Origin of the sequence: Desulfotomaculum sp. OF05-3, from assembly GCF_003435535.1 — a bacterium.
Classification (GTDB): Bacteria; Bacillota; Clostridia; order Lachnospirales; family Lachnospiraceae; genus Pilosibacter; species Pilosibacter fragilis.
The window spans coordinates 22,676-37,710 of sequence record NZ_QWGO01000005.1 but is presented as its reverse complement, the minus strand read 5'-3'; the positions used below and the strand labels follow the sequence as shown (position 1 = coordinate 37,710).

Genomic DNA, 15,035 nt, shown 5'->3' with positions numbered 1-15,035 from the left:
TTGATCCGCGAAGACCGTCCGGATCCCGGCACGGCTCTCGCAATCTTCCTTCTATAAGCTATGCGTTCTCCAACAGAAAAGATCCAGGCACAAAGCGATGTCCGCCTCTGACCTGGATCTTTTATAGAGTTTCTATGGAATAATGAAGTAATACTGCTAAAATTAAGCTGCTACAGAGCGGCGGGATGCCTTCTTCTGGTTCTTATATGGATCCGGACGGAACAGCATATAGAGGAATCCGAGAAGAACAACAACAGCTGCTGCTGTGCCGATTCCGAAGGAACCGCCTTCCATAAGAAGACCGAACTGATAGAACATCAGTGCTACGCAGTAAGCGAATACGTTCTGGAAAATGATCGCGAACCAGAACCACTTTCTGGACTGCATCTGCTGGGCCATTGTGGAAATAGCCGCCAGACACGGGGAGTTTAACAGGTTGAATACAAGGAAGGAGAAGGCTGCTGCCATTGTCGGGAACCAGTCTCTGATCGCAGCTGCAACAACATCTGTCTCCTCAGAGAGATCCTCGCTGACATTTGCAAGGACACCCATTGTGGAAACGATACCCTCTTTTGCGGAGAATCCGGAGATCGCCGCTGCAACGCACTGCCATTTGCCCCATCCGAGAGGAGCGAAGATCCATGCAAGAGCACTTCCGAGGATCGCCATGAAGCAGTTTTCTGTATCTTCTACCATACCGAACGCGCCATTCTCGAAACCGAAGGTGGAGAGGATCCACATGATCACGCAGGCAAGGAACAGGATTGTTCCGGCTTTCTTAATGAAGCCCCACAGACGCTCCCAGGTGTGCATGAGAACGGTCTTGGCAGACGGGATGTGGTATGCCGGTAACTCCATAACGAACGGAGCTGCCTCGCCGGAGAACGGCTTTGTCTTCTTTAACATGATCGCTGCGACAAGGACGCAAACGATACCTAACGCGTACATTAAGAATGCTGTATTTCCTGCATCGGAATAATCTCCGGATGTCCAGCCGACCATGATGCCGCCTAACAGAGCGATAACAGGAAGCTTCGCGCCGCACGGAATAAATGTGGCTGTCATAATGGTAAGACGTCTGTCGTTATCATTTTCGATGGTCTTGGAAGCCATGATACCCGGGATACCGCAGCCAGATGCGATCAGGAGCGGAATGAAGCTCTTACCGGAAAGTCCGAAGTGACGGAATACACGGTCCATGACGAATGCGATACGTACCATGTATCCGCAGTCCTCAAGGATGGAAAGCATTAAGAATAAGAGTGCCATCTGCGGGAGGAATCCGAATACAGCGAAGAGTCCGCCGAGGATACCATCCACAACAAGGCTCTGGATGAAGTCGCTTGCGCCTGCTGCCGCGAGTGCCGCGCCTGCCCATTCCTGAATGCCGCCGCCGAATGTGTCATTCGCCCAGTCTGTCCCCATGGTTCCGAGTGTGCTTACACAGATGTAGTAAACGAACCACATCACTGCCGCGAAGATCGGGATACCTAAAATACGGTTTGTAACGATCTTATCGATCTTATCGGAGGTGGAGAGCTTCTTGCCGGATTTCTTAACGGCCTTGTCGATCACGCTTCCGATGTATGTATAACGCTCGTCTGTGATGATGCTCTCTGTATCGTCATCAGTCTCTTTCTCAAGACGGGTAACCTCCGTGTTGACCGCTGCCATAGCGGATGCCGGAAGATGTAACTGCTCGATGACCTTGCTGTCCTTCTCAAGAAGCTTGATCGCGAACCATCTCTTCTGGTCTGCGTCCACAGCGTCACCGACAGCTTCCTCAACCTTTGCGATCGCATTCTCAACGCTTCCGGAGAAGATGCCGGCCGGGTTCTTCCACTCGTTCTTCTTCGCTGCCTCGATCGCCTTCTCGACAACTTCCTTAAGGCCTGTGCCCTTTAACGCAGAAGTCTCAACAACTTCACAGCCGAAGATCTCGGAAAGCTTCTTCACATCGATCTTATCCCCGCTCTTTGCAAGCAGGTCAGCCATGTTTAACGCGATAACGACAGGAATACCGATCTCGAGGATCTGGGTCGTCAGATATAAGTTTCTCTCAATGTTTGTTGCGTCTACCAGATTGATGATCGCCTGCGGTTTCTCGTGAACGAGGTAATCACGGCTTACGACTTCCTCCAGTGTGTACGGGGAAAGGGAGTAAACACCCGGAAGGTCTGTGATGATGATCTCTTCACCGCTCTTGGCAGATTTTAATTTACCTTCTTTTTTCTCTACAGTTACACCCGGCCAGTTTCCGACGTACTGATTCGCGCCTGTGAGGGCATTGAACATGGTCGTCTTACCACAGTTCGGGTTGCCGGCTAATGCGATTTTAATAGCCATTCTTCATCCTCCTATTTTCCTGCACTTGTGTTGTCACTGTCCACATTCTGGGCGGACAGCAACCGGATTTTGCCAATGCTTTGCATACACATCAGGCAAAACATTTATCCCGCCATTAAACTGTAACGACTTCGACACTTTCCGCATCGTCTCTTCTCAAAGACAGTTCATATCCACGGACCGTGATCTCGACCGGATCACCGAGCGGCGCTACTTTACGAACGTAGATCTCGCTGTTTTTGGTAATGCCCATGTCCATGATTCTGCGGCGGAATGCGCCCTCTCCGTTGATCTTTACAACTTTAACCGTTGTATGTACCGGAACTTCACGTAATGTCATGTCTTCTCCTTTCTATCCTTGTGAACCGCTCCTGCGGTCCGGATCCATCCCCCCCCTGCCTTTTGTGAATTTTTTCCAAAAGTATTCGATTAGTTGATGCTAATTAGCGCATACTAACCATTGGGGAAAAAGCAAAGTGGGAAATCTCCCACTTGAACTTTCATCATCCATAACTGCCCATTCTTCCCAGTCTGCACTTCCCTGCGGGATAAGGCAAACTGCTGAACAGTCACCGTCTTTTTTCACAGCTACTGCACCATAACGTGCTTTGCCATCTCCTTGTTGATCGCGACTCTGGAATCCTTGATGTTTACGATCAGGTTTCCGTTGAGTTCAGAGATCACTGTCACTGCCGCTCCGTCCACGAAGCCAAGATTCGCGAGGAATCTCTTTGTGTCCTCCGCTCCGCCGACACGCTGGATCATACCGGTCTCACCGGCACGTAAAAATGTCATTGGCATCATGTTTCCTCCTCTTTACACTCCCATCCGCTCAGGCTTTGTGAGCTTTCGGAGCTGTATCGTAATGGACACTGCCGCATCCGCTGCAACCGGAACAGGAACCGCAGCAGCCCCCACAGGAACCGCTCTTCTTCTGTTTCCGGATACTCTTTATCACACCGATCACGGCCATGGCAACCAGCAACAAAACAATTACATCTGTAAGCATTTCCATCACCTCTCACCAAACCATTTATGGGAACAATCGTATTGATAACGAATATCAATTTCAAGTGAATTATATGACTTCATACCCAACTTGTCAACTGGTATTTAATAATTTTTTAAGATTTTACCGGATGGTTTTACTTGCTTTCCAAAGACTTTCCATTTAAAATGATAGTATATCTGCGTCATTATTTCTGTCTTGTCTGGATTTACTTTTATATTGTTAAAATTTGCCGACAATAGGAATATATAGGTCCAGATGATTTTATTTTTTGACCTTTTGTGACTCTTTCAGAAGCCAGTACCTTTCCGGTATTTCACCGTTCTCGTTCTGGCAGATTCGGAAAACGCCACAGCAATATTAATATCAGGAGGTTTCTAACATGAATAACATAAGAAAGCTTACAGATTCCCTTTTCTGGGTCGGCATCAATGACCGCCGCATCGCTCTCTTTGAAAATGTTTATCCGGTTCCTACAGGAATGTCCTATAACTCTTACGTTCTTCTTGACGAGAAGACAGCACTCTTCGATACCGTGGACGCGTCCTTCACCCATGATTTTCTCGAAAATGTGACCGCTGCCTTAAAGGGCCGCACTCTGGACTATCTGATCGTAAACCACATGGAGCCGGACCACTGTGCGTCCATCGCCGATGTGATCGCCGTTTACCCGGAGGCAAAGATCGTATGCACCGCAAAGGCTGTGGGAATGATGAAACAGTTCTTTGATTTTGATGTGGACAGCCGCGCGATTCTGGTAAAAGAGGGAGATACCATCTCTCTCGGCTCCCATGAGCTTACCTTCGTGATGGCCCCGATGGTGCACTGGCCGGAGGTCATGGTTACCTATGAAAAGACAGAAAAGATCCTGTTCTCCGCTGATGCCTTCGGTTCCTTCGGCGCTGTCGACGGAAATATCTTTGCTGACGAGATCGACGATAAGGTTGCCTGGCTCTCTGAGGCGAGACGTTATTATACAAATATCGTTGGAAAATTCGGCATGTCCGTACAGGGTCTCTTAAAGAAGGCTGCCGGGCTCGAGATCCGGATGATCTGCCCGCTCCACAGCGTGATCTGGAGAGAAGATCTCCCATGGCTCATCGATAAATACCTCAAATGGAGCTCCTATACGCCGGAAGAGAAATCTGTAACGATCGCCTACGGATCTGTTTACGGTCATACGGAAAAAGCTGCCGATATCCTTGCCGGAAAGCTTGCCGACCGCGGCATCCGCCATATTTCCGTCTTTGACGTTTCCAAGACCCATCCGTCCTACATCATTGCAGACGCGTTCCGTACCTCCGCGATTGTCTTTGCATCCATCACCTACAATGGCGGTATCTTCTGCAATATGGACACACTGCTCCACCAGCTTGCAGCCCACGGTCTTACAAACCGTACCGCTGCCCTGATCCAGAACGGAACCTGGGCGGCAACCACCTCAAAGCAGATGGGGGAAATCCTCGGTACAATGAAAAATATCCATGTGCTCGAGTCAGATGTGACCATTAAATCTGCCCTGAAAGACAATCAGGAGGCTGAGCTTGACGCACTTGCAGACGCAATTGCCGCATCATTACAGTAAGTGGAGGAAATGCCCATGAAATATGCAATCGTTTATTCCAGTAAGACCGGAAATACCGCAGCACTTGCAGATCGTCTCCATGATATCCTTCCGCATGAGCACTGTGTTTATTTCGGTGATACGTCCCATTACTCCCCGGATCTTGGAGCGGACCTTATCTTCGCCGGCTTCTGGACCGATAAAGGAAGCTGCGATGACAGGACGCGTGTTTTCTTAAAGAACCTTCAGAATACAAAGATCGCTCTTTTCGGCACAGCCGGATATGCAGCTCCTGATTACATCCACTCGATCTTAAAACAGGCAGAGGCAAATATTCCCGTAAACAACACCGTTCTTACAGGCTTCGTCTGCCAGGGGAAAATGCAGCCGGCAGTCGCAGATAAATTTGCCGCAATGCTCGAAAAGGACCCGGAGGACGCAAAGGGAAAGCTTCTTCGCGATACGTACCAGGAAGGTCTCTCCCATCCGAACGAAGAGGACTTCGCAAACTTTAAAAAGTGGGCTGAAGGCTTTATCCACTAATTGATCGTCATATAAAACGCACTGCATGGATTCCGTATGGCGGTTAAATTCAAGTCGAAACGTCCGTGAGACTTTACGCATGATTCTGGTCAGCGAAGCTGACATATTCTTACCAGAATCATGAAATGCCGGATGATCGGGAAAACCGATCATCCGGCATTTTTTCATGCTCAAACTTTGCTCCAATCAGTCTTTCACTCTCGGCAGCATTCTTCCACCGTATCCGATTGCAAAGATCTCACCATTCTCATTTTCGAAGAATCTCACGTAGCCATCCTTATCCGGGTTGCGCACAATCCCTAAAAATTCCTGCACCGGCACAAATCGAAGAAGCGTCTCTCCCTCTTTGACTGCCAGATTTCCATCTTTCTCAAAGATCGTGATATTGTTATCTTCATCAGACCGGAAGGTGCCGCACATTGCCTTTCTCTTTTCCGCATTCCACTCCGTCTCCTGATAAACAAATCGGTCCTCGATCGGATTTCTTCCATGATACATCCGCATTGCTGCATCCGCGATCGTGCTAACCGGCACGCCCGACGTGTTGCACAGTACTATAACACCCACTCCGGCATCATACGACCAGGATAAATTCGACGAAACTCCCGGCAGGCTTCCGCCATGCTCCATAACCGTCAGGTCATCCAGCTTCTTCTGCGCAAGGCCAAAGCAATAATGGCTATCCGGGCGATAATCGATTCTTGGGCGGCACATCGTCCGTACCCCCTCCTGGGAGAGGATCCTTGTTCCATCGATCCCCTTTCCGTAATTCAGATACATGCAGATGTATTTTTTCATGTCGGCAAGTGTAGATTTCAGGGAACCGGCTCCTCCGAGGGAAAATGCATTGTCATGGTAATCTCTGCCGGAGGTCATGACACCTTTTTGCATTTTGTAGAGAACTGCCGCATTCGTATCCGCTGCCGGTCTTACATACTCTCCGCTGCTCCGCTCCATATGAAGAGGCTCAAGAATATGTTTTTTCACATATTCCGCAAAGCTGTTCTCCCCGCCGACACGACGCACGATCTCTGACAAAAGTCCAAAGCCATCATTGCAATAGCTCATGTAGTTTCCCGGATCTCCGATCAGACCGCCGTTTTCCTTTGTCTGGGCATCCAGCAGCTCAGCGACTGCCTTTGTTCCTTCCAATGCGATCTTCTCACAGAACGCAAAATCCCCTGTCTCATTTTCATCCAGTCCTGCCTTCTGCGCGATCTCATTGATGATCGTGCGGTGCATCGGATAAAAGCCCGCTGTGTGACATAAAAAGTGCCATACCTTTATCGGTTTCTGATTACGGTTTGTAAATTCCGGAATATATTTGCTCACCGGATCATCCAGATCTACTTTTCCGGCTTCGACCAGCTGCATGATCGATAAAGCCACAAAGGATTTCGTGACGGACGCTAATCCGAAGATCGTATCCTCATCGATCGGCAGTTTTCTCTCCTGATCCCGGTATCCAAAAAACTTTTCATACTGAGTCTTTCCATTTCGGTCAACGATCGCAACCGCGATTCCCACTGCGTTGGAACGTTCCTGTATTCTGGATACAAGTTCCTCAAAAAGAAATCTTGACGCATTTGTGATTTTGTTCATGGGTACTCCTCTCCTTTACGCTGCGCGCACCTGGTGATCTGATTCTCACACAGGTGCGCAGTCTTCATATTGATTATATCGATTCTGATCGATTTATTCAAATATTCTTTTTGAGTTTCCTATACAGATCACTGCATTTCTTAATTATGAGTAACTATTCAGTCCCTTCATAGTTACGTGCAAAAATCCATTCCAGATCAGCTTCGCTGATGGGATTTTTGCCTTCCAGCCTATGTTTTCTTACGGTCAGTACAGCAAGTGCGCAGACCTACTGAACAGTTACAATTATGATTTCTTCTCTTTATAAAAATCCGGGATCTGCTGTTCATGGAATCTACGGATCTCCGCCTGGAACTCATCGCTTGACAAAATATCATATCCTGTCATCGCAAGACCCTTCGCACCTTTCAGGCAGATTTCCTGAGCTTCTTCACTTTTTGCAGCATCCGCATACTCTTTCGTATGAGCCTGAATCGTTTTATCATCCGTGATCGACAGATAATCATGGATCGCCGGAATTTTTATAGAAACATTGCCGATATCCGATGATCCGTACTGTGCCTTCGGATCCGGCCACTTCATCTCAATTCCCAATGTCTCCATGTTATCTTTAAATGCCTGACACATCGGCCGGTTCGGATAACGCTCTGCTGATATCTCACCCCAGCTGATATCCGCTTTTGCTCCGGTCAATTGTTCAGCGTTTCTGACACAGAGTTTTATTACATCGATCAGCTCTTCGATTCTCTTCATGGTATCCGCGCGGATACAGAATTCACAATCTGCTGATGCCGGAATCACATTGGCCGCACTTCCGCCATTCGAAATGATTCCATTGATGTTATCCTGCGGGTCAAAAGTCGGACGCATCAGATCGATCTGCTGGAAAACATGAATGACAGCACTCAGTGCATTGATTCCATTTTTAGGTACGGAAGAATGTGCGCCTTTTCCAGTAAAATGCACTTTTACAGAGCAGGCAGCCCGTCCTCCGCGTCCTACAAGATTTGAACCACCGGATGACGGATGCATCATCAGGGCAAAGTCAACATCATCAAACGCCCCATTTTTCAGAAGCTTTACCTTTCCGGCACCGCCTTCTTCCGCAGGTGTTCCTATGATACATACTTTTCCCGGGAGATCTTCCATCACGGAAGCGAGTCCCAGAAAAGCCCCCGTCGAACACGTTGCGATTAAATTATGGCCGCATCCGTGTCCAACTCCTTTCAACGCATCATACTCTGCCAGAAAGGCTACGGTCGGACCCGGTTTTGATCCTTCTTTTTCAGCCCGGAACGACGTTTCCAGACCTCCGTATCCCTGTTCCACACGGTATCCGTGCTTTTTCAATACATCACTGATATAACTAAGCGCATGAAATTCCTCAAATCCCAATTCCGGATCATCGTGGATCTTTCTGGATAATTCTTCAAGTTCTTCCCTGTCCCGATCAATTTCGCTCAGGATTTTACTCTTTCTCTCTTCCATATCCGCTCACCTTCTATCTTCTTTAAAGTCTGATCGTGCCTACGCCATCTTTAATTTCCATCTCAGTTCCGTAAGGTTTTGAAAGCTCTGCCAGGTATGCCAGTACCTTCTCATCACCGGTCAACACCGGAACTCCTTTTTGCGGTCTTTTTTCCGTCATTCCAAGAGAAATCGGATACAGTTTGATTTCTGTTAAATGTCCATCTTCCATGGTCCAGCCTGCCATCACAGATAACCAGATCTCCGGGAGCACTCCGTATCCGGCCGTGCCGTTTTTACTGCGGGCATCCATATAAGCACCAACCTTGGTATCCAGCGGCATTTTTTTATTTATGTATGCATCGTAAGGCTGCTTTTCCACAGTTTCTGTCTCAAAAAGGAAATTTCCCAGACTGTAGAAGATAGGCGCTCCGTGATAGATCTCAATTCCACGAAGTTCATGCGGCCCGTGTCCGATTACCGCATCTGCTCCCGCATCCACACATCTTCTTGAAAATGTCTCAAGGAACATGGATGGAACCGTTGTGTCCTCCCCATCCGTCTCATGCCCATGAAAGCTTACAAGAACGATATCTGCCTGTTTTTTTGCCTCAATGATCTCCTTCTCGACACGTTCCATATCAGCCGGGAACGGAACGCTCTCGATCCAGTCTTTTTCATCCAGAACAAATTTGTATGTTCCAAAGGGCAGTGTTCCGGAAGCCGGCGGATTCTGATATCCGTTTTTTACAGACCGCTCCATCGTTGCGTTGATCTTTGTAAGCGCCGCCAGTTCTTCTGCTTTCTTATAATTCTCTTTTGTGACATGGTAAATCGTTTCATAACGAAGAGGATTTAATCCAGGTCTTCCGATCAATTCCGCGCTCTGTCCACCAGCCATTCCTGACTCATGGAAGCTTGAAGAGACTGCGATCATTGCGACACGTCCGTTTTTCGTCTCCAGATAGCATGGTTTTGATGCCTCGGAAAGATTTTTTCCTGTTCCGGCAAAGATCATGTCTCTCTCTTTGAGATTCCGGATCGTTGCAAGAACTCCTCCATGACTGTAGTCGCAGGAATGATTATTTGCCGTATTAAACAGATTAAAACCAAACGATCTCATATCATCAAGGGTTCTTGGATCTGCCATTGCCCAGGTTCCTCCGGAAAATGCTGCCGGATATCCTTCCTCATTGTGGAATGTCATCTCCAGATTTGAAAATTTTACATCATACTGACTGATCACGTCTCTGACCTGCTCAAATCCTTCATAACCGCCTTCCGGAAATCTTCTTGTGATAAACGCATCTCCTGTAGCGATCAGTGTCATTTTCTTCATAATCTATTTTTCCTCCACAACAGAATTAGTCTCTCCGTCGATTCCTGCTGCCATCATCAATACCATAAATGCCTGCTGAACTGCCTTATATGAGTCGGTGATCGGAAACTTTTCATGAACACTATGATTCATTATATTCTTTCTATTTTCATCCGGTGCAAACGCGCGTCCAAGGCAGATCGATGGAATTCCTTTCGAAACCGCTACGTTCGCATTTGTGCAGCCGCCTTTATGGAATACCGGTTCAATATCCAGAGACTTCAAACCAAGCCACGCGGATTCTACCAGTGGTGTATGGGAATCCTGAGTTCCGCCCGGAACCTGACTGATCAGGTTTTTATCCCAGGTGATCTCATCTTTTCCCCATTTTTCTGTTTCTTCCCGGCATGCTTCTTCGATCGCATCAAAGATTTTTGTGCGAAGCTTTGCAAGCTCCTCCGGTGAATTTGATCTGAAATTAAATTTGATGGTTGCCTGCGATGCGATCGCATGCACTCCGGCCGCAGTTCCACCGTGGAAATTTGAGACACAGAAGCTTGTCTTCGGATCTGATGGAACTGTAAAATCAGCGATCTTCGCAACTGCTCTGGCTGCTGCATGGATCGGCTGTGCCATCTCGCCAAACGATCCAAACGCATGACCGCCGATACCATAAAAGTTGACCTCGTAGGTTTCTCCGCTTGTCGCCTCGAAGATCAGTGCGCTCATGTCATTGTTATCAATTGTAAGTGAAATATCAATGTCGTCATTATCATTCAGGAAATCTTTCATTCCGCCGAGGCCGCCCATACCTTCCTCGCGGGTAGTTGCCACAAATACAATGTCTCCGAATGTCTTGATTTCGTTCTGATTCAATGCTCTTAAAAGTCCCAACAGCATTGCCAGTGCTCTTGTATCATCACCGATTCCCGGTGCGTAGAGGAATCCGTCTCTCTCCTCTACACCATGTACCGTTCCAAATGGAAAGACTGTATCCAGATGTCCCTCGATCAATACCTTCGGCCCTTTGCCGCTTCCTCTTCGAAGGCCAACGACATTTCCACCGCAGTCAATGTGAACATTTTCAAGGCCAAGAGCTTTAAATTTTTCCATCATGACCGCAGCTCGTTTTTCTTCCTCTCTCGTTGGAGCCTCTATGAGAACCAGTTCTTTCTGCTCTTCAATCGTATTCCTCTCATCTTCCTGTATAAATTTCATAGCTTCCTTTACACACGGAATACTCATTGTATATTCAAACTGTTTTTTTACCCGCTCTGATACCTGATACATGCTTTATCCTCCCTATATTCACTCACTCAAAAAATCCTTCCACAAATGACAGGAAACAAAATGACCCGGTCTGACTTCCATAAGCTTCGGACATGACTGATGACACTGGTCACAGGTATAAATACATCTCTTTGCAAATCTGCACTCATCCGGCGGATCGATCGGAGAACTAATCTCGCCTTTTAAGAGGATTCTTTCCGGACGGCTGATTCCAACTTCCGGGATCGGAATCGCGGAGAGAAGTGCCCGCGTATACGGATGGATCGGATGATCGAAAAGCTCCTCTGTCGGTGCCTTCTCGATCAACTGACCAAGATACATAACTGCAATCTCATCTGCAAAGTGATTAACAACTGAGAGGTCATGCGTGATAAAAATAAAGGTCAGTCCCATCTGCTCTTTCAGATCCTGAAGAAGGTTCAGGATCTGTGCCTGAATGGACACATCCAGTGCGGATACCGGCTCATCGCAGACAATAAATTTCGGGTTCATCGCCAGTGCTCTGGCAATTCCGATTCTCTGTCTTCTTCCACCATCAAGCTCATGCGGATATGTATTGACGAGACGCTGCGCAAGACCTACCGTTTCCATCAGTTCCTTCACGCGTGCCTCAATTGCTTTTTTGTCCTTCAGGATCTTGTTCTCTATGATCGGCTCTGCGATCGTCTGGCTGACCGTTTTTCTCGGGTCCAATGAAGAAAAAGGATCCTGGAAGATGATCTGCATATCACTTCTCATCTTTCTCATTTCAGCTGCACTCAGAGAAGTGATGTCTTTTCCGTCAAAGACCACCTTTCCGGATGTCGGCTCTAATAATCTCAGAATCGCACGACCGGTTGTCGATTTACCACAGCCGGATTCTCCTACAATTCCAAGCGTCCTTCCCCTCTCGATCGTAAAACTCACGTCATCGACCGCATGCAGGGTTCCCCTGGCTGTTTTAAAATACTTTTTCAAATTTTTGACTTCAAGAATCGTATCAGCCATTCTTTTTCCCCCTCTCGATATGGAAATCTTTGTCTTCATATGCAAGGCAGGCAGCCTTATGTGTTCCTGTGAATGTTACAAGATCCGGTCTTCTCTTTTTACATGCCTCTGTTGCATAGTTACATCTCGGAGCAAACGCGCATCCTTCCGGAAGATCCGTCGGATCCGGCATCAAACCATGGATCGGTCGAAGTCTTGCCGTTCTATTTTTAATATTTGGTAATGAGTTGAATAAACCTTCTGTATATGGATGGAGTGTATGATTGAAAACTTCATCCAAGGTTCCTTCCTCGATGATCTTTCCGGCATACATAACAGCCACCCTGTCACACGTCTCTGCTACGATACCCAGATCATGGGTGATCATGATCACGGATGTATTCTTTTTCTCTTTCAGTTCTCTCATCAGATGAAGGATCTGTGCCTGAATCGTTACATCCAATGCGGTTGTCGGTTCATCCGCAATCAGCAATTTCGGACTGCAGGCAAGAGCGATTGCAATAATAACTCGCTGCTTCATTCCGCCGGAAAACTGATGCGGATATTCAATCGCACGTTCTCTCGGAATTCCAACAAGCTCCAGCATATCTTCCGCCTTCTTCCAGGCTTCTTCATGATTCACCTTTTCATGACGGAGCAGACTCTCTGCGATCTGCTGTCCCACGGTAAATACCGGGTTCAGCGAAGTCATCGGATCCTGGAAGATCATAGATACGAGCGTTCCCCGGATATGCTCCAGTTCGGATTCATTCATCCCAAGAACATCTTCCCCGCAGATCTCCATTTTATCGCATTCCATAACTCCCGGAGGAGAATCGATCAATCTTAAAAGAGATAATGCCGTAGTTGTTTTACCGGCACCCGTCTCTCCGACAAGACCAAGCGTTTCTCCCTGTTTCAGCTGGATATTGACACCGTTTACAGCCTCAACGGTATCTTCCTCCAGTTCATATTTTACACGAAGATTTTTGAGTTCAAGAACATTCTCTGCCATATTCGCCCTCCTATTTCTTTAATTTTGGATCAAGGGCATCGCGAAGGCCATCACCCATCAGATTCAGTGCAAGTACCGTAATCATGATCGCAAGTCCCGGGAACAATGTCATATAAGAATAGTCACGGATATATTTTCTTCCTCCTGATAAAAGAGCTCCCCACTCCGGAGACGGAGCCGGAACACCAAGACCCAGGAAACTAAGGCTTGATGCAGAAATGATCGCGGATGCTACCCGGAGCGTTGCCTGAACAATAATCGGAGACAGGCAGTTCGGAAGAATATGTTTAAATATGATCTTTCGGTTGTTAAGTCCAATTGCCTTCGATGCTTCCACGTATTCCTGGTTCCGGACAGTAAGGACAGCCGCTCTTGTAATTCGTACAAACTGGGGAACACTCGTAATTCCAACCGCAAGCATCAGGTTCCAGATACTCTGTCCAAGTACGGAAACGATAACGATCGCCATAAGCATATTCGGAACTGCTCCGAGAATATCGGTACAGCGCATGATCAATTCTTCCAGCCAGCCTCCGAAGAAACCTGCGATAGCTCCCAGCGTTACGCCGATAACAAGACCGATCGTCACGGCAACCAGTCCTACTGAACATGAAAATCTTGTTCCGTACAGGATTCTGCAGAAAATATCACGCCCAAGTTCATCTGTTCCAAACCAGTGATTCGCATTTGGGCTCTGAAGACGTTCCGCAAGATTCTGGCCAATTACCTGTGTATCGTAATCAAGAAGGAAATCTGCAAAAACAGCAATAAATATAATAACAAGGACGAGCATACCGCCAAGCATCGCACCTTTATTTTTCCGGAACTGATGCAGTACCTCAGCCATCTGGCTTCTTGCTTTTCTCGGAGCGTTTTTTACCGTTTTAGCCATTCTTTTTCCTCCTTTTTACGGTTGCATACTGTGCCTTGATCCGTGGATCCACCGCTGCATATAAAAGGTCAACGATAAGTAAAACAATACTTACAAGAATTGTCGTCATAATAATGCTGCCGGTTACCAACGGAGTATCTCTCATGTTTAGTGAATCGACGATCAGACGACCGACTCCCGGCCATGCAAATACAGTTTCTGTCAGGACACTTCCTCCAAGTACTCCCGCTAACTGTGTTCCCATGATCGTAATGATCGGGATCAAAGCATTTCGGAGCGCATGAGACATAATGACTGTTTTTTCCGAGATTCCCTTTGCCCTGGCAGTTCTTAAATACTCCTGCTTCAGGACATCCAACATTGACGATCTTGTCGTTCTGGTCAGTGTTGCCATCAGACCTGTACCGATCGTGACAGCCGGAAGTACGATCGACGACAGCGTCTGATCACCGCCCGATGGGAACCAATGAAGATTGAGGGAAAATGCGATGATCAGCAGAAGGCCAAGCCAGAAGTTTGGCATCGATAGTCCAAGCATCGCCAGAATCATACTAATATTATCCTGAATACTTCCCTGCTTTGTCGCAGAATAAATACCCAGAGGAACTGATAAAAGGATTGAAACAAGAATAGATGCAAAAGAAAGTTTAATCGTTGCCGGAAGTTTTTCTACATATGTGGAAAACACATCGGTCTTTGATACATAAGAAACGCCCATATCACCATGGAGCATTCCGATCATATAATCTGCATAGCGCAGAACCACTGGCTTATCAAGTCCAAGATCATGACGGATCTCCGCGAGCTCCTCAGTGGTCGCACCCTCCGGTGCCATAAGATCTACCGCATCTCCGGGTGCCAGATCCATGATAAAAAACACAAGAAATGAGACGCCGATGATAACCGGAATCATCATGAGTAATCGCTTTATAATATAACGATGCATAGGATCCTCCTTTGCTTTCTTTCGTATTCTGACTCATATTAGTTGCGGACCGCAATAGCGGTCCGCTGATAAGATTC

General features: G+C 47.3%; 14 protein-coding genes. 2 read left to right on the top strand and 12 right to left on the bottom strand.

The genetic code is table 11. The features are described from left to right. Positions 1–162 precede the first annotated feature (162 nt). The 4 genes from feoB to DXA87_RS04180 all read right to left on the bottom strand — a co-directional run bounded on the left by feoB (position 163) and on the right by DXA87_RS04180 (position 3,355). Entirely contained in the window at positions 163–2,346 is a 2,184-nt protein-coding gene (feoB, locus tag DXA87_RS04195) for a ferrous iron transport protein B (protein WP_117503387.1), read from the bottom strand. Between the two features lie 115 nt (positions 2,347–2,461). After that, positions 2,462–2,686 carry a ferrous iron transport protein A gene (locus DXA87_RS04190; protein ID WP_015552719.1) on the bottom strand — a complete coding sequence of 75 codons (225 nt, stop codon included), beginning with the start codon at positions 2,684–2,686 and terminating at the stop codon, positions 2,462–2,464. 248 nt (positions 2,687–2,934) lie between these two features. After that, positions 2,935–3,150, bottom strand: a complete 216-nt coding sequence (locus tag DXA87_RS04185) for a FeoA family protein (protein ID WP_117470097.1) — start codon at positions 3,148–3,150, stop codon at positions 2,935–2,937. A gap of 28 nt (positions 3,151–3,178) precedes the next feature. Continuing rightward, the gene (locus tag DXA87_RS04180) at positions 3,179–3,355 is read right to left on the bottom strand and encodes a FeoB-associated Cys-rich membrane protein (RefSeq protein WP_015552721.1); all 177 of its coding nucleotides are present in this window, start codon (positions 3,353–3,355) and stop codon (positions 3,179–3,181) included. Between the two features lie 382 nt (positions 3,356–3,737). Here DXA87_RS04180 and DXA87_RS04175 point away from each other — a divergent pair, with 382 nt between their 5' ends. Then, a complete protein-coding gene (locus DXA87_RS04175; RefSeq protein WP_117470099.1) occupies positions 3,738–4,940 on the top strand; it encodes an FprA family A-type flavoprotein in 1,203 nt (400 codons plus the stop codon). Between the two features lie 15 nt (positions 4,941–4,955). Then, positions 4,956–5,462 carry a flavodoxin family protein BilS gene (gene bilS, locus DXA87_RS04170; RefSeq protein ID WP_158553017.1) on the top strand — a complete coding sequence of 169 codons (507 nt, stop codon included), beginning with the start codon at positions 4,956–4,958 and terminating at the stop codon, positions 5,460–5,462. A gap of 186 nt (positions 5,463–5,648) precedes the next feature. On the opposite strand, the gene DXA87_RS04165 is transcribed toward bilS, so the two are convergent. The 8 genes from DXA87_RS04165 to DXA87_RS04130 form a co-directional block, all read right to left on the bottom strand. Then, complete coding sequence (locus tag DXA87_RS04165; protein WP_117472211.1) at positions 5,649–7,064, bottom strand: serine hydrolase domain-containing protein; 1,416 nt, start codon at positions 7,062–7,064, stop codon at positions 5,649–5,651. 285 nt (positions 7,065–7,349) lie between these two features. Next, a complete protein-coding gene (locus DXA87_RS04160; RefSeq protein ID WP_117503385.1) occupies positions 7,350–8,552 on the bottom strand; it encodes a M20 family metallopeptidase in 1,203 nt (400 codons plus the stop codon). A gap of 22 nt (positions 8,553–8,574) precedes the next feature. Next, positions 8,575–9,870 carry a CapA family protein gene (locus DXA87_RS04155; protein WP_117503384.1) on the bottom strand — a complete coding sequence of 432 codons (1,296 nt, stop codon included), beginning with the start codon at positions 9,868–9,870 and terminating at the stop codon, positions 8,575–8,577. 3 nt (positions 9,871–9,873) lie between these two features. Then, positions 9,874–11,139 carry a M20/M25/M40 family metallo-hydrolase gene (locus tag DXA87_RS04150; RefSeq protein ID WP_117503383.1) on the bottom strand — a complete coding sequence of 422 codons (1,266 nt, stop codon included), beginning with the start codon at positions 11,137–11,139 and terminating at the stop codon, positions 9,874–9,876. An 18-nt stretch (positions 11,140–11,157) separates the two neighbouring features. Next, positions 11,158–12,126: an ABC transporter ATP-binding protein gene (locus DXA87_RS04145; protein ID WP_117470105.1), complete on the bottom strand. Its 969-nt coding sequence runs from the start codon at positions 12,124–12,126 to the stop codon at positions 11,158–11,160. After that, positions 12,119–13,120 carry an ABC transporter ATP-binding protein gene (locus tag DXA87_RS04140; RefSeq protein ID WP_117470106.1) on the bottom strand — a complete coding sequence of 334 codons (1,002 nt, stop codon included), beginning with the start codon at positions 13,118–13,120 and terminating at the stop codon, positions 12,119–12,121. The genes DXA87_RS04145 and DXA87_RS04140 overlap by 8 nt, the downstream gene beginning before the upstream one ends. Before the next feature lie 10 nt (positions 13,121–13,130). Further along, positions 13,131–14,012 (bottom strand): ABC transporter permease, encoded by an 882-nt coding sequence (locus tag DXA87_RS04135; RefSeq protein ID WP_117470107.1) that lies wholly within the window; start codon positions 14,010–14,012, stop codon positions 13,131–13,133. Further along, complete coding sequence (locus DXA87_RS04130) at positions 14,005–14,958, bottom strand: ABC transporter permease (protein ID WP_117470108.1); 954 nt, start codon at positions 14,956–14,958, stop codon at positions 14,005–14,007. The genes DXA87_RS04135 and DXA87_RS04130 overlap by 8 nt, the downstream gene beginning before the upstream one ends. Between the last annotated feature and the right edge of the window lie 77 nt (positions 14,959–15,035).

Bases quoted from the DNA above. Each gene is read 5' to 3' on its own strand.
- feoB (WP_117503387.1), bottom strand. From the start codon at position 2,346: ATGGCTATTAAAATCGCATTAGCCGGCAACCCGAACTGTGGTAAGACG.
- DXA87_RS04190 (WP_015552719.1), bottom strand. From the start codon at position 2,686: ATGACATTACGTGAAGTTCCGGTACATACAACGGTTAAAGTTGTAAAG.
- DXA87_RS04185 (WP_117470097.1), bottom strand. From the start codon at position 3,150: ATGATGCCAATGACATTTTTACGTGCCGGTGAGACCGGTATGATCCAG.
- DXA87_RS04180 (WP_015552721.1), bottom strand. From the start codon at position 3,355: ATGCTTACAGATGTAATTGTTTTGTTGCTGGTTGCCATGGCCGTGATC.
- DXA87_RS04175 (WP_117470099.1), top strand. From the start codon at position 3,738: ATGAATAACATAAGAAAGCTTACAGATTCCCTTTTCTGGGTCGGCATC.
- bilS (WP_158553017.1), top strand. From the start codon at position 4,956: ATGAAATATGCAATCGTTTATTCCAGTAAGACCGGAAATACCGCAGCA.
- DXA87_RS04165 (WP_117472211.1), bottom strand. From the start codon at position 7,064: ATGAACAAAATCACAAATGCGTCAAGATTTCTTTTTGAGGAACTTGTA.
- DXA87_RS04160 (WP_117503385.1), bottom strand. From the start codon at position 8,552: ATGGAAGAGAGAAAGAGTAAAATCCTGAGCGAAATTGATCGGGACAGG.
- DXA87_RS04155 (WP_117503384.1), bottom strand. From the start codon at position 9,870: ATGAAGAAAATGACACTGATCGCTACAGGAGATGCGTTTATCACAAGA.
- DXA87_RS04150 (WP_117503383.1), bottom strand. From the start codon at position 11,139: ATGTATCAGGTATCAGAGCGGGTAAAAAAACAGTTTGAATATACAATG.
- DXA87_RS04145 (WP_117470105.1), bottom strand. From the start codon at position 12,126: ATGGCTGATACGATTCTTGAAGTCAAAAATTTGAAAAAGTATTTTAAA.
- DXA87_RS04140 (WP_117470106.1), bottom strand. From the start codon at position 13,120: ATGGCAGAGAATGTTCTTGAACTCAAAAATCTTCGTGTAAAATATGAA.
- DXA87_RS04135 (WP_117470107.1), bottom strand. From the start codon at position 14,012: ATGGCTAAAACGGTAAAAAACGCTCCGAGAAAAGCAAGAAGCCAGATG.
- DXA87_RS04130 (WP_117470108.1), bottom strand. From the start codon at position 14,958: ATGCATCGTTATATTATAAAGCGATTACTCATGATGATTCCGGTTATC.